Consider the following 16,609-nt stretch of genomic DNA (forward strand, 5'->3'; position numbering starts at 1 on the left):
CCGATGCTGCCTGTCCTGATCTTTCCGCAGTTCGATCCGGTGATGGTCCATTTCGGGCCGCTCGCCATCCGCTGGTACGCCATGGCCTATATCGTGGCGCTGATCGCGGGCTGGCGGATCGCCCGCAGGCTGGCAGCCCTGCCGCCGCGTGCCGCCACCGCGCTGCAGGTGGATGATTTCCTGACATGGGCGACCCTTGGCGTGGTGTTGGGCGGGCGGCTGGGCTATATCCTGTTTTACCAGCCCGGCTATTACCTTACGCATCCGCTGGCCGTGCTGCAGGTCTGGCACGGCGGCATGTCGTTCCATGGCGGCGCGGCCGGGGTGATTATCGCGCTGATCATGTTTACGCGGCTTAATGGACTGAGCTTCCTTGCCTTTTCTGACCGGATCACGACCGTCGTGCCCATTGGTCTGGGGCTGGGGCGTATCGCCAATTTCATCAACGGGGAATTGTGGGGGCGTCCGGCATCGCCATCGCTGCCATGGGCCATGATCTTTCCCGATGCGGGACCGGAACCGCGCCATCCGTCGGAACTGTACGAAGCCTTTGCGGAGGGGCTGCTGCTGTTTACCCTGCTGTGGTTTGTCTCCCGCAGCCTGCGGGTGCGCCAGCATCCGGGTTTCGTGGCGGGGCTGTTCCTGTTCGGTTATGCGGTAGCGCGCACGGTATGCGAATGTTTCCGTGAGCCGGATGCGTTCATCGGCTTTCTGCCCTTTGGCGTGACAATGGGGCAGGTGCTGTGCGTTCCCATGGCCATTGGCGGCGCAGGTCTCATGATCCATGCCTGCATGAGTCCGGCGCGTATATCGGTCATGGCGGAACCGGAAAACGCGGACGGGGATAGCGGAGCGGCCGGGTGAGCGGGCCGGGCGAACGTCTGGACCAGTTCATGGGCCGGGCGAATGCCGCCTATTACGCGGGGCGCGACCCGTTTGCAGATTTCATCACGGCCCCGGAAATATCGCAGATATTCGGGGAACTGCTGGGGGCATGGACGGCGGTGGTCTGGCAGCTTCTGGGCAGCCCCGATCCCTTTGTGCTGGTGGAGGCCGGTCCCGGTCGTGGTACGCTCATGGCGGACGCGCTGCGCCTGCTGCGCCGTGTCGCCCCCGCCTGCCACGCAGCCGCGCGCATACACCTGATCGAAACATCGCCCCGCCTGCGCGCCCGGCAGCAGCGTGCCCTGCATGGGGCGACGGCTGTTCCGCCATGCTGGCATGACACGATTGCCAGTCTGCCCGATGGCCCGATGATCCTGCTGGCCAACGAGTTCCTGGACGCCCTGCCCATTCGCCAGTTCGTAAAACGGGCGGAGGGCTGGAATGAACGTTTCGTGCATGATGGCCGGTTTCATGAATATCCGGCCTGTCTTCCGCCCGCGCATCCGGCAGTCAGCCGGGTGGCGGGCGCTGGCGACGTGCTGGAAATATGCCAGCCTGCAGTTGCGTTCATGCAGGCCGTGGTGGCGCGGTTGCAGCACCAGCGGGGTGCCGCGCTGCTGATCGATTACGGGTATGATGCCCCCCTGTGCGGTGACAGCCTTCAGGCCCTGCGCGATGGGCGACCGGCTGACCCGCTGCGCGATCCCGGCACGGCGGACCTGACGGCGCATGTTGATTTCCGCACCCTTGCACAGGTCGCCAGCGCCGTGGACGTGTGGGGCAGCGTGACGCAGGGGTATTTCCTGTCCGCGCTGGGGCTGGAGGCACGGGCCGAACAGCTTGCGCGTGCGGCCCCCGCACAGGCTGATGAGATCAGGACCGCCGCCGCCCGTCTGGCCGCACCGGGCCATATGGGACGGCTGTTCCGCGTGCTGGGCCTGTCGGTCGGTCTGGGGGGCGACATGCCGGGATTCGCGGGGCGGCGCGATGGCAACGCAACCGGGAATGAAAGGATATGACCATGATCCACCGCGCGATTACGGACGGGGAGGTGGTGCGTGCCCCCACTCTTGCGGGGGGCAGGCATGGGTTCTTTACCCGTCAGGGCGGCGTGTCCACGGGGCCGTATGCGACACTGAACTGTTCGACCCGTTCGGCTGATGACCCGGCGGCCCTGCGCGAAAACCGCTGTCGTGTGGCGGATTATGTGGGTGTGCGGCCTGACTGCCTGCTGGGGCTGACGCAGGTGCATGGCGACCGGACCATTACGGTGGAAACCCCGTGGCCCGTCGGGCAGGGACCGGAAGCCGACGCCATGGTTACGAACCGTCCCGGTCTGGCGCTGGGTGTGATTACGGCGGACTGCGCGCCGGTCCTGTTCAGCAATGCACGGGGCACGGTGGTCGGCGCGGCCCATGCGGGCTGGCGCGGCGCGTGTGGCGGGGTACTGGAATCGGTGGTGGCGGCGATGACGGCGCTGGGCTGCCCCGCATCGGATATCCGCGCCGTGGTCGGCCCGTGCATTGCGCCGGAAAGTTACGAGGTCGGGCCGGATATGCGTGATGCGGTCATGGCGCAGGACGGCACGGCAGCGCCCTTCTTTACGTCCGCCGCACGTGCCGGGCATTTCATGTTCGACCTGCCGGGCTACTGCGTCATGCGTCTTGAGCGGTGCGGCGTAGGACAGGCGGCTGCGCTGGGACTCGATACCCTGCGGGATGAGGCGCGCTTTTTCAGCCATCGCCGCCGCACGCTGGCTGGTGGTGGCCCGATCGGGCACCAGATTTCCGTTATCGCCTGTCAGGCGATATAGGGGGATCATGATATCAGTAGCTTCCGCCCGGCGCCTGGTCATGATGTCAGCCGTCGGCATGCTTTCCGTGCTGGGCGGTTGTGTCCAGATGCCGCATCCCTTCCGGCATGATGGTACGGGCGCCACGGCGCAGGCGCCCACGGCCCGGCTGGCCGTACCGTTATCCACCGCGTCGGGCACGGATATGGCAGGCGCGCAGCAGTGGCAGCATGCCATGGTCGACGCCATGCTGGCGCAGTCGGTGCCCGCCATGGGGCAGGCCGTTCATACAGGGGACTGGTGGCTGAAAATGACAGCCACGTTCCATGATAATGCGGTGACACCCGTTTATGCCGTCATCACCCCGAAGGGGGAGGAGCGTGGCCACCTGAACGGTGCCCCCGTTCCCGCAGTCAGGTGGCAGGCGAAGGACGGGCAGGCCGTAACCCATGCGGCGCAGGAAGCGGCCCCCGGCGTGGCCGATCTGCTGACCGGCATTCGTGCGGCCCAGATGCAGAAAGATCCCAACAGCCTGAAAAACCGTCCCGCGCATGTTTATTTCGCCGGGGTGCATGATGCGCCGGGTGATGGCGATCGTGCCCTGGCGCGTGCCTTCATCGCGGCCTTTCCCGACGCGCAGGAAGATATCCGGCATAGCGCCAGCGGGGCGGACTACACCGTGCGCTGCATGGTGGTGCTGAACAATGCGGTCATGAGTACATCCACCACGCCCCAGCAGCACATCACCCTGACATGGCAGGTGCTGGACGCGCAGGGCAAGGAAGCGGGGTCCGCCACCCAGATCCACGACATCGCGGCCCATTCACTGGACCGGCAGTGGGGCGATGTCGCCATCGCGGCGGCGGATGAGGCCGCAGGCGCGGTGCGGCAGATCATCACCCGCTATTCCGGCCGTGCCAATGCACCCCTGCCCGCCGATGGCGCGCTGTCCGCGCATGCTTCCACCACCACTTCCCAGCCTGTAGCCGGTCCGGCGGCAGGCACGACGAAGGTGCGTGGCGTAGCGGCAAAAGCAGTGCCCGCGGTTGCAGCGGGCGCAATGCCAGTGGTTTCTCCCACTCCGGTTGCCGCTCAGCCCGCCCCACCTGTCGCGCCGCCATCCAGCACGGCCATGACACCGGAAGCAGGGAAGAATGGGACACATCCGGTGGTCGAACGGCCCGTATCGCCCGTAGTCAGCAGCCCGGCTGCGCCATTACCGGTTGCAGCCCCGCCCGTTCCGGTTCAGCCCACGCCCACGCCCACGTCTGTCGCCAGTCAGCCAGCCCCCATGCCAGCCGCACCGCCTGTTGCAACATCGTCTGCCGTTCCCGCGTCGCCAGCGCCGGTTGCGCAACCCGCACGGCCTGCGCCCTTTCCCGGCGTTACGCTGCCACCGGCGCGCACGGGTGTGACGGATCGGCAACGAGGGGCAGGCGTGCAGGCTTCGCCCGTCTTAGGCAGGTGACAGGGTATGTGGCGGTTGTTAGAACGCCGCACATGAATAACAGGGACGGCGGATGACAGCCGTCCCGCCGCCAGTACCGCCGCCCGGGAGCGTCACACGATGAAGATTGTCGCCTGTAACAGCAACCTGCCTCTTGCAGAGAAAGTCGCGGCGGAACTGGGGATGCCGCTCTGTAACGCAACGGTCCGGCGTTTTGCCGATATGGAAATCTTCGTCGAAATCCATGAAAACGTGCGCGGCGAGGACGTTTTTGTCATCCAGAGCACCTGCTCCCCCACCAATGACAACCTGATGGAACTGCTGATCATGCTCGACGCGCTGCGTCGTGGCTCGGCACGCCGCATCACGGCGGTCATGCCATATTTCGGTTACGCGCGGCAGGATCGTAAATCCGGTCCCCGCACCCCCATCAGCGCCAAGCTGGTCGCCAACATCCTGGTCGAAGCCGGCGCCAACCGCGTGCTGACGATGGACCTGCATGCCATGCAGATTCAGGGCTTCTTCGATATCCCGGTCGACAATCTCTATGCCGCCCCCCTGTTCACGCGCGATATTCGCGGCCGCATGAAGATCGACGGTGAACCGCCGCTTCCCTATGACGCACCGCCGATGGATATTCCCGGTGGGCCGCATAACCTCATGATCGTCTCGCCCGATGTGGGTGGCGTGGTCCGTGCCCGGCAGCTTGCGCAGCGCCTGAACGTCGATCTGGCGATCATTGACAAGCGGCGCGAACGCGCTGGCGTGTCGGAAGTCATGAACGTGATCGGTGACGTGCGTGGCCGGTACTGCGTGCTGGTTGACGATATCGTGGATAGTGGCGGTTCGCTGTGCAATGCGGCGGAAGCACTGATGAAGCACGGCGCAGCGGCGGTGGAAGCCTATGTGACCCATGGCGTGCTGACCGGCAGCGCGGTCAGCCGCATCGGCCAGTCGCCGCTGGGCATGCTGACGCTGACGGACAGCATCGTGGCGACGGAAGCCGTGCGGGAATCGTCGAATATCCGCCAGATCAGCACGGCGGAACTGATTTCGCGCGCCATGCAGGCAATATCGGATGAAAGCTCGGTCTCCTCGCTGTTTGACTAGCTCCGGGGATTGACCCTGCCGCCAGCACGGCGCTACCCCGCAAGGGTGCAGCAAGAAGGAACGCCCCATGACTGACCTGATAACCCGGCCATACTGGTATCTGCGCCACGGGGAAACGGACTGGAACGCACAGGGCCGGTCACAGGGGCGTACGGATATTCCGCTCAATGCAACCGGTATCGCGCAGGCGGAGGCGGCGGGCCTGCTGCTGGCGCGTCACTGGAACGACCATGCGCCGATCGTGCGGATCGTGGCGTCGCCACTGGTGCGCGCCCGGCGCACGGCGGAAATCGTGGCTGATCAGCTTGCCGCCAACGGCGCGCCCCGCCTTGAGATCACCCTGGACGACGGACTGCAGGAAGTCTGCTTCGGGGATGAAGAAGGCAAGGCGATGGGGTCATGGTACGATAGCTGGATCGCCGGCGACTACACGCCCCCCAACGGGGAAAGCTTCAGCGCGCTGCGCACGCGCGCCATCGCCGCCATGAACCGCGCGCTTGAGCCCGATGGCGTGCCGCTGGTCGTATGTCATGGCGCGATGTTCCGCGCCCTGCGTTCGGCCATGCATCTCAAGCCCAATGTGCGCCTGCCCAACGCCACCCCCATATGGGCCGAACCGCATGCGGCGACGGGGTGGAGCCTGACGGCGCTGACCTGAAAACCATGGGCTGCGGGCCTGTGGTGATTGCATCGGGCGCGGTTTTCCGTTAAAGGCCGCGCACGCGCTGGCACCCCTGGAGGCCTGCGCGCTTGTGTTTCAGGAGCAGAACAAGTGACCAAATTCACGAAAATCGAAGTCTCTTCGCGCGCGAAGGCTGGTAAGGGGGCAGCGCGTGCGACGAGGCGTGCCGGCCATGTGCCCGGCGTTATCTATGGCGGCGGCCAGGAACCCACCCTGATCGCGCTTGACCCCCGTATCGTGCAGCGTGAACTGCACAAGTCCGGCTGGCGTTCGCGCATCTATGACATCTCCGTTGAAGGTGGCGCATCCGTGCACGCCCTGCTGCGCGAGATCCAGCTTCACCCCGTGTCCGACATGCCGATCCATGTTGACTACCAGCGCCTTGCCGCCGGTCACAAGGTGCATGTGGAAGTCGAAGTCCGCTTCACGGGTGAAGAAGTGGCCCCCGGCATCAAGCGCGGTGGCGTGCTGAACATCGTCCGTCATACCGTTGACGTGGTGGTTGATCCGGCCAACATCCCGGAATACTTCACCGCTGACCTGTCCCAGCTCGACTTCCACGACAACGTGCGCTGGGAAGACCTGAAGGGCACGGAAAACGTGGCCCCCGTGCTGCAGGACAACAACTTCGTCATCGCCAACGTTGCGCCGCCGAGCGTTGATGATGACGCGGCTGAAGAAACGGCAGAAGCCGAAGCCTGATCCCCGCGCCACGAACACGACAGGAGAAATACGATGCTGCTCTGGACCGGTCTTGGTAATCCCGAGACGGGGATGAGCCGGAATCGTCACAATGTCGGGTTCATGGCGGTGGACCGGATTGCCGACCGCCACGGGTTTTCCCCGTGGCGGAAGCGCTTCCGGGGCGAGGTGGCCGAAGGCATGGTGGGCCGGCACAAGGTGCTGCTGCTCAAGCCCATGACCTACATGAACCTCTCGGGGGAGAGCGTTCAGCAGGCTGCCGCCTTCTATAAACTACCCGCCGAATCCATCACGGCATTTCATGATGAACTTGACCTTGAACCCGGTCGCATCCGCGTAAAGCGTGGCGGCGGGGCGGCAGGGCATAACGGCCTGCGGTCGATGGACCGTATGCTGGGTACGAAAGAATACTGGCGCGTGCGGCTTGGCATCGGACATCCCGGCAGCCGTGAACGCGTGACGGGCCATGTGCTGGGTGATTTTTCCCGCACGGACCGCGAGTGGCTGGACCCGATGCTGGACACGCTGGCTGATGAAGCCGCGCTGCTGGCGGACGGGAAGCCGGAACTGTTCATGACAAGAATGGCCGCGCAGGCCGGGGAGTAAGGGCGTATGGGCTTTAACTGTGGCATCGTGGGCCTGCCGAATGTGGGTAAATCGACGCTGTTCAACGCCCTGACCGAGACCGCGTCGGCGCAGGCCGCGAACTACCCGTTCTGCACCATCGAACCCAATGTGGGGCGTGTGGCCGTGCCGGATGCGCGTCTGGCCAATCTGGCGCGCATTGGCAAATCACAGAAGATCCTGCCCACCAGCCTTGAATTCGTGGATATCGCAGGTCTTGTGCGCGGCGCTTCGCGTGGGGAAGGGCTGGGCAACCAGTTCCTTGCCAATATCCGTGAAGTGGATGCGATCATCCATGTCCTGCGCTGTTTCGAGGATGATGACATCACCCACGTGGAAGGGGGCGTCGATCCCATCCGCGATGCGGAAATCATCGAGACGGAACTTATGCTGGCCGATCTCGATTCGCTGGAAAAGCGGATTGTGGCGCTCCAGAAAAAGGCGCGCGGCAATGACCGCGAGGCCGCCGCACAGGTCGAACTGATGGAGCCGCTGATCGCCGCCCTGCGTGAAGGCGAGCCCGCGCGCAAGGCGATCCCGGCTGGGCAGGAGGAAGCGGTGCGCCGCCTCCAGCTCATGACATCCAAGCCCGTGCTGTATGTCTGCAACGTGGATGAAGGTTCGGCTGCGACAGGCAACGCGTTTTCCGAACGGGTGCGCGCCCGCGCCGAGGCCGAAGGGGCTGCCATGGTCGTGGTTTCCGCCGCGATCGAGGCGGAAGTCAGTCAGCTTGGTGCGGAAGACCGTGTCGAATTCCTCGACGGGCTGGGCCTGAAGGATAGCGGACTGGACCGTGTCATCGCTGCCGGCTACCGCCTGCTGGGCCTGAGCACCTACTTTACCGTAGGCCCCAAGGAAACGCGGGCATGGACCATTACCGCAGGCACGAAAGCCCCGCAGGCGGCTGCGGTCATTCACAATGATTTCGAGCGTGGCTTCATCGCCTGTGAAACCATTGCCTATGACGATTATATTGCCTGCAATGGTGAAGCCGGTGCCCGTGAAGCCGGGAAGCTGCGCATCGAAGGGCGGGATTACGTGGTGCAGGATGGTGATGTCCTGCTGTTCCGCTTTAACGTCTGACCGGGGCCATATTGCCCGGTTGGTGATGGATTAAGGAGTAACGGATTATGGATCAGGCTGTTGCAACCCCCGCGCGGGCAGATGCACCGCAGCCGGACGTGATCCATGCCATGGCCATCGCCGCCCGGCAGGCCGGTCGCGTGCTGGCGCGTAGCACGACGGAAACCCGCAACCGGGCGCTTGTGGCGGCGGCAGGTGCGTTGCGCGCCCGTCAGACTGACCTGCTGGCAGCCAATGCGCATGATCTTGCGGCCTTTACAGGAGCCCCCGCCTTTCGCGACCGTCTGACCCTGACGCCCGAGCGGATCGAAGCCATGGCGCAGGGACTGGAGCAGGTGGCAACCCTGCCGGACCCTGTCGGTCATGTCATGGCGGAATGGGATCGCCCCAACGGGCTGCGTATCCGTCGCGTGGCGACGCCGGTGGGCGTGATCGGCATGATTTATGAAAGCCGCCCCAATGTAGGGGCGGATGCGGCGGCCCTGTGCATCAAGTCGGGCAACGCGGTCATCCTGCGCGGTGGATCGGACAGCCTGAACAGCGCGCGTATCATCCATGCCGCCATGCAGGCCGGACTGAACGAAGCCGGGCTGCCGGTCGAATGCGTCCAGATCCCGCCCGATGCGGATCGCGCACATGTGGCGTCGATGCTGGGGGCGGCGGGTCTGATTGACCTCATCATCCCGCGTGGTGGCAAGTCTCTGGTCGAACGTGTCTGCGCCGAAGCCCGTGTGCCGGTTCTGGCCCATGCGGAAGGGCTTTGCCACACCTATGTCCATGCCGCCGCCGATCTTGAAATGGCGCGGCGCATTGTGCTGAACGCCAAGCTACGGCGTCCGGGCATCTGTGGTGCGACCGAGACGCTGCTGGTGGATCAGGCGATCGCGCCGAAGATACTGTCCGGCCTGATCGAGGATCTTGCCACCCGTGGCTGCACCTTCCGCGCGGATGAAGGCGCGCGCGCCATCGTGCCGGATCTGCCTGCCGCGACCGAGGATGATTTCGCCACCGAATGGCTTGATGCCGTCCTGTCCGTCGGTGTGGTGGATGGTGTGGAACAGGCGCTGGCGCATATCGCCCGTTATGGCAGCGCCCATACCGAAGCCATCGTGACGGAAGATGCGCAGGCTGCTGCAACCTTCCTGAATGGCACGGACAGTGCCGTTGTGATGTGGAATGCTTCCACCCAGTTCTGTGATGGCGGGGAATTCGGGTTCGGTGCGGAAATCGGGATTGCAACCGGGCGCTTCCATGCCCGTGGCCCCGTCGGGCTGGAACAGCTTACGACCTATCGCTACGAGGTGATCGGCACGGGACAGGTCCGGACCTGATCGGGGTGCGTGACGGCGGGGTGGATGCGCTTCCGGCCCATGGGGACGGGCGCAGGATGCGGGTGGGCCTGCTGGGCGGATCGTTCAATCCGGTGCATGAGGGCCATGTCCAGCTTGCCTGCCGCGCGCTGCGGGAACTGAATCTGGATCAGGTGTGGTTCCTTGTCTCGCCGGGCAATCCACTCAAGCCGGTGGCGGGCATGGCGCCCATGGCGGATCGTCTGGCCGGGGTGCGTCACCGCATTCGGGACATACAGGGCAGGAAACTGCTGGCTACCGATATCGAAAGCCGGATCGGAACCCGTTACACCGTCGATACGTTACGCCGACTGAAGCGGCTGTTTCCGCATGTGCGCTTTGTCTGGCTCATGGGGGCTGACGGGCTGGCGCAGATGGGGCGATGGCGGCGGTGGCGGGATATTGTCGGTATGGTTCCCCTCGCGGTTCTGCCGCGTCCGGGTTATAATCCGGGTGCATTGCATGGGCGGATCGCGCGCAGGCTGGCGCAATGGCGCCGCCCCGCGCGTGAAGCCGGAATACTGGCCACATGCAGGCCCCCGGCATGGGTCTTTCTTCCCGCGCCGCAGAACGCTATATCTGCTACACAAATACGGGCATCGCAGGCCGCGCATGGCCACGGACGGGAGTAACAGCCATAACCAGAAAGCCGACAGCCGAGAGTGGCGCCAAGCGTCGTACCGGCAGCACTTTTTCCGCAGGCCAGCCGCATGTTACGGCTGGTTCACTGGGCAGCGCCGTGCAGATGCCGGGCACGCCGCGCAAGAAAGCCGCAGTAGCCGGTCCGGTTTCCGCCGAAACGCGTGAACCGGACCCCCGCGTGGAAAAGTTTCTGGAAATCATCACCACCAGCCTGGAAGATGACAAGGCGGAAGATATCGTTGTCATTGACCTGACGGGGCGTGCTTCCTTTGCCGACCGGATGGTGATTGCAACCGGTCTGGCTGACAGGCAGATCGCCGCGATGGCCGCCCATATTGACCGCAAGCTGGGTGAAGTCGGGCTGAAGCGCGTCCTGACCGAAGGGGCCAATGGCTCCGACTGGGTGCTGCTGGATGCGGGCGATATCGTCGTTCACCTGTTCAAGGCGGAAGCGCGTGCGCTGTACGGGCTGGAACGGATGTGGGGCGCGGATCTGGATGTCCCGCCGGAGGCCGCTGCAACACCGGTGGAGTGAACGGTGTTTCACCTGATTGCCGTCGGGCGCATGAAGGACCGGGTGGAGCGCGACCTGTTCGAACGCTACGCCACCCGGCTTTCACCCCGGATAAAGCTGGTGGAACTGCCCGAAGGCCGGGGAGCGCCCAACGAAATCAAACGTAGGGAAGGGGCTGCCATTCTGGCGGCCCTGCCTGATCGTGCGATTGTCGTCGCCATGGACGAAGGCGGCCGGACTTACGACAGTGTATCGTTTTCACGCGCGGTGGAGCAGTGGATCGAAACGCCACGGCCGCTGTGTTTTGTCATAGGCGGGGCGGAAGGGCTGGATGGCCCGGTGGTGCAGCGCGCGGACCACACGCTTTCCCTTGGCAAGATGACATGGCCCCATATGCTGGTGCGTGGCATGCTGGCGGAACAGCTTTACCGTGCCCGCGCCATTTCAGCCGGTCATCCGTACCATCGGGCAGGTCGGCCCGAATAAAGGGCCGTCCAGCCAGAATAATCTGCTAGCGCAGGGAACGGTTGGGTGCATCGTCCGTATAGGCAAGAGAGGACGAAGTGCGACCCGTGATGCTATCGGGCGCTTCCGCAACTTCCGTGCCGGTATGGCGCGTCTGGTTCTGCGCCATGATGGTCGGGTTCTGCACGGCCTTGCGGTAAGTACTCAGCATCATGTTCGAATTCGTGTCCGGACGGGCGTAAATGAACCCGTAAGTCGGATAGATGCTGCCATATGCGCCGTTACGGCTGTTGAGCGCCACGCGCACGGCCGACCAGTCATTATTGGGGGAAACGTCAATGACCGGCACATCCCTGCTGATTCCGCGCTGTCCCCAATGGGACTGGTCAATGACGATGGTGCGGTTATTGACGACCTGACGCACGACAGCCACATGGCCAAGCGGCATGCGGCGTGTGCCACGGAAATTCAGGACGCTGCCTTCTTCCGGCGCATTGCCACGGGCATAACGGCCTGCCGCATTATACCACCAGTCAATCGCATTGCCCCGGATATCGACATCCGATGCCGATTTGGCGAAAGCGACGCACTGGATGACATGCCCGCGTTCATGCGTGACATGGTGATAAGCGGCATGGCGGATGGGTGCGTGATGGGCCGCCGTATGCGTTACCGGGGCGGTATGATGCACGGTGCGTGCATGGCCTGACGCGGAAAACATGAATCCGAACGAAGCACTGAGAACGGAAAGAAAAACGCCACGCTTCAGGTTTCTGATCCACATCTTACGCAATCTCTCCACCACTGCCGGGGTGATTCTGTAATGACCCGCTCACATCGTGTTCATCGAGTAGCAAGCAGATTGCAACTCTGACAAGCCTGTGGCGGGAGGGAAGAACAGTAACTTTGCAGATTTCGATCAAAAACGTTATTTCAGAAGAAAAATAGGAATATAGTCTCTGATAGGACCATCGTAGCCCTGTTTTTCTGGCTCTGGCAGGGGGCTTCCCTGCCAGGAGAACAGAAGTGGAATGATTCTCCGAAAGCGGGAAAGTTGCAAAAATGTGACATATCAAATGAGCGCTTTCCCGCCGCCGGATGGCCTTATTTGGTGCAGGTCAGCATGATCTCGACCAGCACGTCGGGGTGCGCCATCGTGGCCTGTACGCAGGCACGTGCCGGTGCGCCGTCCTTGGGCAGCCATGCGCTCCATACGGCGTTCATGGCATCACGGTCCTTGATGTCCTTCAGCCAGATCTGGGCCTGAAGCAGGCGGGTATTGTCCGTGCCGTGCAGTTCCAGCGCTTCGTCAATCTGGGCCAGCACGTCCTTGGTCTGGGCCGTGATGTCAGCGGACAGGTCGCGGGCCACGAAACCCTGCGTGAACAGGAAGCCATGATATTCCACAACCTTGGACAGGATGGGGTTGGGTTCGGTGCGGATGATTTTGCTCATGTCATTGGTCCTGACTGGTTGAAGGGCAGGCGATGACTGCCTGTCCCATCCTCTCTCTTTGCGCTGGTCAGGGCCGAGGTCAACCGCCTGCGAAAAGCCGCGCGAATTCCGCTAGTCGGGCAGGGGTGTCAAAGTCCTGCGCTATTTCCGGTCCAGCGGGAATGCGCAGCATTTCCGGTCCATGCAGGCGCAGCAGGTCGCGCGCGCCCCGGTCACCCGCAAGCTGCATGAGGGCAGGGAACAGGGCGCGCGCCCATAATACCGGATTGCCGCGCCTGCCGTCATGCACGGGCATTGCGCCCGGATATGTCGGGTGTGAAGCGAAGCCTGCGATCATGTCGTCGATCAGGCCCGTACCGATCAGGGGCATATCCCCCAGACAGATCAGGGCACCCGCCACATCATGCTGACTGGCTGCCTCTATGCCGACAGATAAAGTACGGGACAGACCTGCCGCATAATCTGGCGTGGTGACGAACTGTACAGGATGTCCGGTGGCAGTGCCCGCCAATGCCGCTTCCCGAATCTCGGCCGCCCTGTGCCCGAGAACGACAATGACCGGTGCCGCGTGGCTTGCCGTCACCGCGCGCAGGGTGCGTGCGATCATGGGCAGGCCCATGGCATCGGGGGCAAGCAGTTTATGGGCGGGGGCCGTGCGGCTGGAACTGCCCGCAGCCAGTACAATGGCGGCGACCGGTGCGCCCGTTCCGGTCATGTCCAGCCGGATAACCGGCCCAGTGGCCTGTTGTGCCGCACCGCCACGATTTCAGCCAGAATGGACAGGGCTATTTCCGCAGCCCCGACCGCGCCGATGGCAAGCCCCACGGGACCATGCAGCCGGGCAATCTGATGATCCACAAAACCCGTTTCGCGTAACCGTTCAACGCGCGATGCCTGCGTTTTGCGTGATCCCAGCGCACCTATATAAAAGGCGTCGCTGTTCAGGGCGTATTGCAGCGTCGGATCGTCCAGCTTGGCATCATGCGTCAGCGTCACGATGGCGGTCTGGTTATCCACGCCCAGTCGTTCAAGGGTTTCATCGGGCCAGTCGGTTTCCAGTGTGATGCCGGGAAAGCGTTCCGCCGTCGCCAGTTGGGAACGGGGATCGATCACCGTTACGCTGAAGCCCGTGGTCTGCGCCATGGGGGCAAGGACCTGCGCGATATGGACAGCTCCGACAATAAGCAGGCGGGGCGGCATGGGAATCAGGTGCAGGAACCATTGCGCCTGTCCATTCTCATCTTCCAGCCGCAGGCTACGCCCGGTTTCAAATACTTCCTGCGCGCGGGCATGCAGCCTGCCTGCCCGAGTATCATCGCCATCTGGTGCCGTGTCTGTTGTACGGTAGAGCAGTTCCGTCCGCCCGGTCGCAAGTTCCGTCGCCACGATAACCGGCACACGGGCACGACGTTTGCTTGCCACGGTTTCCAGCACGTCCAGCCCCAGTGTTCCCTGCGGGTGGCTGGGCGTACGTACGGCTGCCACATACACATCCAGCAGGCCGCCACAGGCCAGACCGACCGCCCAGGCATCGTCACTCGATACACCGTAGGACAGGGCGGCGGGATGGCCGGTTTCCATCACCGTGCGGGCTTCCTCGATTACCGCGCCTTCAACGCATCCCCCACTGACCGAACCTTCAATGCGGCCATTGGCGGATACCGCCATCATGCTGCCCGCCGGACGCGGGGAACTGCCCCATGTGGAGGTCACGGTCGCCAGTGCGCAGGGCAGATCCGCCCGCGCCCATTCGATCAGGAGATCCAGAGGATCCCGCGTGGAAGAAAGCTTTGTCATAGCAGGGCTACTCTATCAGCACACATACAGTCATGCCAGCCGGTAGACATGCGCCATCGGGCAGCCCATCTAATGTTGCAACGCCCGTGCCGCCTGTGGGTGGCCAGTGCATGAAACAGGGAGTTTATTTAAATGAGCTATGTCGATCCCGTCTGGTATGTTGTTGCCGATAGCATTCATGCCCGCATTCTCAAGCATGGCGAACATGGCCTTGCCACCTTCACGCATCTCAAGAGCGAGGATGCAAAAGGCATCGACGCGCCGCGTGATGGCGCTTACGGCAAGGTTATCGCGGAATTCCTGAATGATGCGGTGCGCCGCAAGGAAGCCCCCGGTATCGCTATTGCCGCGCCGGGCGAAGTGATGCACCAGATCCGCACCCATCTGGGCGTGCAGGCCCGTCCGCTGGTGGTCAAGGAAGTAGAACATGACCTGACCAACACGCCCGATCATGAACTGGCATCGCATTTTGATATTCCCGCCACCGGCTGGCCCGTGTCCAGCGCTGGCTGATCGCTGCGCCCCGCGTTAGCGTGGGGCGCAACATCTGAACATGGGGTCTTTATATATGTCGGCGTCCCTCTCCCTTGAAATCATCCCGGTTACGGCGTTCGGACAGAACTGTTCCATCTTGTGGAACCCCGCTACGCAGCATGCGGTTGTGGTCGATCCGGGTGGGGATGTGCCGCGTATCATGGCGTTTATCGAACGGAACAGCCTGTCTGTGGACGCCATCTGGCTGACCCATGGCCATCTGGATCATGCCGGGGGCGCCGACGCGCTGCGCCGGGAACTGTCCGTCCGGCAGGATGCGCCGGTCCCCGTGGTCGGACCGGACAGGGCGGATGAAGCGCTACTGTCTTCCATTACGGAACAGGCCGCGCTGTTTGGCCTGACGGGGCTGGAGAATGTTCAGCCCGACCGCTTTGTAAGGCATGGTGAGGTGCTGGACTGTCTCGGACAGCGTTTCGAGGTGCACCATGTGCCCGGCCATACGCCCGGTCATGTCATTTTCCATGATCCCGCATCCCGCTTCGCCTTTGTGGGCGATACGCTGTTTCGCGGCGGTGTCGGCCGGACCGATTTTCCCTATGGTAACCATGAGCAGCTTATCGGGGCCATCCGTCGGGAATTGCTTCCTCTGGGGGATGATGTCACGATCCTGCCCGGTCATGGCCCCGCGACAACAATCGGCGCCGAACGGAAGGGCAATCCCTTCCTGACCTGACGGATGAATAAAAGGGTGCAGGAGAGAATTTGCGTATGATGTCTTTCAAGGCAGGCCGATGGCTGGCTCTGGCCGCATGTATGGCTACGGTATCGCTTTCCGCCATGGCGGCGGAAGAAACCGGGGAACCGACCCACGCGCAGCCTGCCCTGCCAACCGCCCCGCTGACCATTACCGGGGCCAATGGCGTGAAGCATGTTTTCACTGTTGAAAAAGCCATGACCCCGCGCGAACAGCAGGTTGGCGAGATGTTCCGTCCCAGCATCCCCGATGATGGCGGTATGATCTTTGTATGGCCCTTCCCGCGGCAGAGCGACATGTGGATGGAAAATACGCAGGTACCGCTCGATATCGTTTTCATCGGTGCCGATAACCGTATTTCGTCGATTGTCGAAAATGCCGTGCCACTCAGTCTCGCCCGCATCAGCAGCCATGGTCCCGCGCGTGCAACGCTTGAACTGCGGGGCGGAATAACGGAACGCCTTGGCATTTCAGTAGGTGACCGCGTGGATTCTGTGGCGCTTTCTGGTGTTTCGTCGGGTAAGTGATTCTAGGGATTGTTAGTTTTCCGGGGTTTGAGTGTGACCCCGGGTCATATTTTTTGGTGTGTGTGCATTTTTCTGATTGACGGTATGACCGGTGGGTCCTATATCCCCCTTCACCGGCGGCGCTGAGGGAAACTTCTTGAGCTTCCTCGGCGGATTTGCTAGGTTATTCGGCCCTACGGGGTTTGGATCTTTGACAAGAGAATATGAGAGTATCTGGAAGGGATATGCTGGCGGCGCGGTTGTTGCTCTTAGGGGCGATGATTGGCGGTCTGGACTGGGTGAGACT

Annotated in this window: 20 protein-coding genes; 16 read left to right on the forward strand and 4 right to left on the reverse strand. The window is 63.1% G+C overall.

Annotated features, from left to right (window positions below; all coding sequences use genetic code 11):
• Positions 1-3 precede the first annotated feature (3 nt).
• From lgt to CFR79_RS12270, 13 genes are all read left to right on the forward strand, one after another.
• Complete coding sequence (gene lgt, locus CFR79_RS12210; RefSeq protein ID WP_102325244.1) at positions 4-864, forward strand: prolipoprotein diacylglyceryl transferase; 861 nt, start codon at positions 4-6, stop codon at positions 862-864.
• Positions 861-1,904 carry a class I SAM-dependent methyltransferase gene (locus CFR79_RS12215; protein WP_110548068.1) on the forward strand — a complete coding sequence of 348 codons (1,044 nt, stop codon included), beginning with the start codon at positions 861-863 and terminating at the stop codon, positions 1,902-1,904. The genes lgt and CFR79_RS12215 overlap by 4 nt, the downstream gene beginning before the upstream one ends.
• Positions 1,901-2,698: a peptidoglycan editing factor PgeF gene (gene pgeF, locus CFR79_RS12220; RefSeq protein ID WP_408884574.1), complete on the forward strand. Its 798-nt coding sequence runs from the start codon at positions 1,901-1,903 to the stop codon at positions 2,696-2,698. Before CFR79_RS12215 ends, pgeF begins: the two co-directional genes overlap by 4 nt.
• 40 nt (positions 2,699-2,738) lie before the next feature.
• The gene (locus tag CFR79_RS12225) at positions 2,739-4,145 is read left to right on the forward strand and encodes a hypothetical protein (protein WP_258373576.1); all 1,407 of its coding nucleotides are present in this window, start codon (positions 2,739-2,741) and stop codon (positions 4,143-4,145) included.
• Between the two features lie 99 nt (positions 4,146-4,244).
• A complete protein-coding gene (locus tag CFR79_RS12230; RefSeq protein WP_110548071.1) occupies positions 4,245-5,234 on the forward strand; it encodes a ribose-phosphate pyrophosphokinase in 990 nt (329 codons plus the stop codon).
• A 67-nt stretch (positions 5,235-5,301) separates the two neighbouring features.
• The gene (locus CFR79_RS12235; protein ID WP_102325249.1) at positions 5,302-5,892 is read left to right on the forward strand and encodes a histidine phosphatase family protein; all 591 of its coding nucleotides are present in this window, start codon (positions 5,302-5,304) and stop codon (positions 5,890-5,892) included.
• 114 nt (positions 5,893-6,006) lie between these two features.
• Positions 6,007-6,618 carry a 50S ribosomal protein L25/general stress protein Ctc gene (locus CFR79_RS12240; RefSeq protein WP_102325250.1) on the forward strand — a complete coding sequence of 204 codons (612 nt, stop codon included), beginning with the start codon at positions 6,007-6,009 and terminating at the stop codon, positions 6,616-6,618.
• Positions 6,619-6,651: 33 nt separating this feature from the next.
• Positions 6,652-7,224 carry an aminoacyl-tRNA hydrolase gene (gene pth, locus CFR79_RS12245; RefSeq protein ID WP_102325251.1) on the forward strand — a complete coding sequence of 191 codons (573 nt, stop codon included), beginning with the start codon at positions 6,652-6,654 and terminating at the stop codon, positions 7,222-7,224.
• Positions 7,225-7,230: 6 nt separating this feature from the next.
• A complete protein-coding gene (ychF, locus tag CFR79_RS12250; RefSeq protein ID WP_110548072.1) occupies positions 7,231-8,325 on the forward strand; it encodes a redox-regulated ATPase YchF in 1,095 nt (364 codons plus the stop codon).
• Positions 8,326-8,372: 47 nt separating this feature from the next.
• Positions 8,373-9,656: a glutamate-5-semialdehyde dehydrogenase gene (locus tag CFR79_RS12255; protein WP_110548073.1), complete on the forward strand. Its 1,284-nt coding sequence runs from the start codon at positions 8,373-8,375 to the stop codon at positions 9,654-9,656.
• Positions 9,657-9,712: 56 nt separating this feature from the next.
• Positions 9,713-10,306: a nicotinate-nucleotide adenylyltransferase gene (locus CFR79_RS12260; RefSeq protein ID WP_110548079.1), complete on the forward strand. Its 594-nt coding sequence runs from the start codon at positions 9,713-9,715 to the stop codon at positions 10,304-10,306.
• Between the two features lie 113 nt (positions 10,307-10,419).
• Positions 10,420-10,851 (forward strand): ribosome silencing factor, encoded by a 432-nt coding sequence (gene rsfS, locus CFR79_RS12265; protein ID WP_102325254.1) that lies wholly within the window; start codon positions 10,420-10,422, stop codon positions 10,849-10,851.
• A 3-nt stretch (positions 10,852-10,854) separates the two neighbouring features.
• Positions 10,855-11,316 (forward strand): 23S rRNA (pseudouridine(1915)-N(3))-methyltransferase RlmH, encoded by a 462-nt coding sequence (locus tag CFR79_RS12270; protein WP_102325255.1) that lies wholly within the window; start codon positions 10,855-10,857, stop codon positions 11,314-11,316.
• A 25-nt stretch (positions 11,317-11,341) separates the two neighbouring features.
• Here CFR79_RS12270 and CFR79_RS12275 read toward each other — a convergent pair whose 3' ends face one another.
• The 4 genes from CFR79_RS12275 to CFR79_RS12290 form a co-directional block, all read right to left on the reverse strand.
• Positions 11,342-12,079 (reverse strand): CHAP domain-containing protein, encoded by a 738-nt coding sequence (locus tag CFR79_RS12275; protein WP_181417428.1) that lies wholly within the window; start codon positions 12,077-12,079, stop codon positions 11,342-11,344.
• Positions 12,080-12,399: 320 nt separating this feature from the next.
• Positions 12,400-12,750, reverse strand: a complete 351-nt coding sequence (locus CFR79_RS12280; protein WP_102325256.1) for a RidA family protein — start codon at positions 12,748-12,750, stop codon at positions 12,400-12,402.
• A gap of 79 nt (positions 12,751-12,829) precedes the next feature.
• On the reverse strand, positions 12,830-13,465 hold the full coding sequence (locus tag CFR79_RS12285) for a nucleotidyltransferase family protein (protein WP_110548074.1): 636 nt from the start codon (positions 13,463-13,465) through the stop codon (positions 12,830-12,832).
• Entirely contained in the window at positions 13,462-14,547 is a 1,086-nt protein-coding gene (locus CFR79_RS12290) for an XdhC family protein (protein WP_110548075.1), read from the reverse strand. Before CFR79_RS12290 ends, CFR79_RS12285 begins: the two co-directional genes overlap by 4 nt.
• 132 nt (positions 14,548-14,679) lie before the next feature.
• On the opposite strand from CFR79_RS12290, the gene CFR79_RS12295 reads away from it, so the two are divergent.
• From CFR79_RS12295 to CFR79_RS12305, 3 genes are read left to right on the forward strand one after another with little or no spacing between them, the layout of a single operon-like run.
• Positions 14,680-15,060 (forward strand): host attachment protein, encoded by a 381-nt coding sequence (locus tag CFR79_RS12295; protein ID WP_102325259.1) that lies wholly within the window; start codon positions 14,680-14,682, stop codon positions 15,058-15,060.
• A gap of 55 nt (positions 15,061-15,115) precedes the next feature.
• Positions 15,116-15,775 (forward strand): MBL fold metallo-hydrolase, encoded by a 660-nt coding sequence (locus CFR79_RS12300; protein WP_110548076.1) that lies wholly within the window; start codon positions 15,116-15,118, stop codon positions 15,773-15,775.
• Positions 15,776-15,810: 35 nt separating this feature from the next.
• Complete coding sequence (locus CFR79_RS12305) at positions 15,811-16,323, forward strand: DUF192 domain-containing protein (protein WP_110548077.1); 513 nt, start codon at positions 15,811-15,813, stop codon at positions 16,321-16,323.
• The last annotated feature ends 286 nt before the right edge of the window (positions 16,324-16,609 follow it).

Origin of the sequence: Komagataeibacter saccharivorans, from assembly GCF_003207825.1 — a bacterium.
Classification (GTDB): domain Bacteria; phylum Pseudomonadota; class Alphaproteobacteria; order Acetobacterales; family Acetobacteraceae; genus Komagataeibacter; species Komagataeibacter saccharivorans.

Excerpts from the sequence above, each read along its gene's own strand:
- CFR79_RS12260 (WP_110548079.1), top strand. The coding sequence starts at position 9,713 with ATGCGGGTGGGCCTGCTGGGCGGATCGTTCAATCCGGTGCATGAGGGC.
- CFR79_RS12280 (WP_102325256.1), bottom strand. The coding sequence starts at position 12,750 with ATGAGCAAAATCATCCGCACCGAACCCAACCCCATCCTGTCCAAGGTT.
- CFR79_RS12235 (WP_102325249.1), top strand. The coding sequence starts at position 5,302 with ATGACTGACCTGATAACCCGGCCATACTGGTATCTGCGCCACGGGGAA.
- pth (WP_102325251.1), top strand. The coding sequence starts at position 6,652 with ATGCTGCTCTGGACCGGTCTTGGTAATCCCGAGACGGGGATGAGCCGG.
- lgt (WP_102325244.1), top strand. The coding sequence starts at position 4 with ATGCTGCCTGTCCTGATCTTTCCGCAGTTCGATCCGGTGATGGTCCAT.
- CFR79_RS12285 (WP_110548074.1), bottom strand. The coding sequence starts at position 13,465 with ATGACCGGAACGGGCGCACCGGTCGCCGCCATTGTACTGGCTGCGGGC.
- CFR79_RS12295 (WP_102325259.1), top strand. The coding sequence starts at position 14,680 with ATGAGCTATGTCGATCCCGTCTGGTATGTTGTTGCCGATAGCATTCAT.
- rsfS (WP_102325254.1), top strand. The coding sequence starts at position 10,420 with ATGCCGGGCACGCCGCGCAAGAAAGCCGCAGTAGCCGGTCCGGTTTCC.
- pgeF (WP_408884574.1), top strand. The coding sequence starts at position 1,901 with ATGACCATGATCCACCGCGCGATTACGGACGGGGAGGTGGTGCGTGCC.
- CFR79_RS12225 (WP_258373576.1), top strand. The coding sequence starts at position 2,739 with ATGATGTCAGCCGTCGGCATGCTTTCCGTGCTGGGCGGTTGTGTCCAG.
- CFR79_RS12305 (WP_110548077.1), top strand. The coding sequence starts at position 15,811 with ATGATGTCTTTCAAGGCAGGCCGATGGCTGGCTCTGGCCGCATGTATG.
- CFR79_RS12275 (WP_181417428.1), bottom strand. The coding sequence starts at position 12,079 with ATGTGGATCAGAAACCTGAAGCGTGGCGTTTTTCTTTCCGTTCTCAGT.
- CFR79_RS12300 (WP_110548076.1), top strand. The coding sequence starts at position 15,116 with ATGTCGGCGTCCCTCTCCCTTGAAATCATCCCGGTTACGGCGTTCGGA.
- CFR79_RS12230 (WP_110548071.1), top strand. The coding sequence starts at position 4,245 with ATGAAGATTGTCGCCTGTAACAGCAACCTGCCTCTTGCAGAGAAAGTC.
- CFR79_RS12290 (WP_110548075.1), bottom strand. The coding sequence starts at position 14,547 with ATGACAAAGCTTTCTTCCACGCGGGATCCTCTGGATCTCCTGATCGAA.
- CFR79_RS12255 (WP_110548073.1), top strand. The coding sequence starts at position 8,373 with ATGGATCAGGCTGTTGCAACCCCCGCGCGGGCAGATGCACCGCAGCCG.
- ychF (WP_110548072.1), top strand. The coding sequence starts at position 7,231 with ATGGGCTTTAACTGTGGCATCGTGGGCCTGCCGAATGTGGGTAAATCG.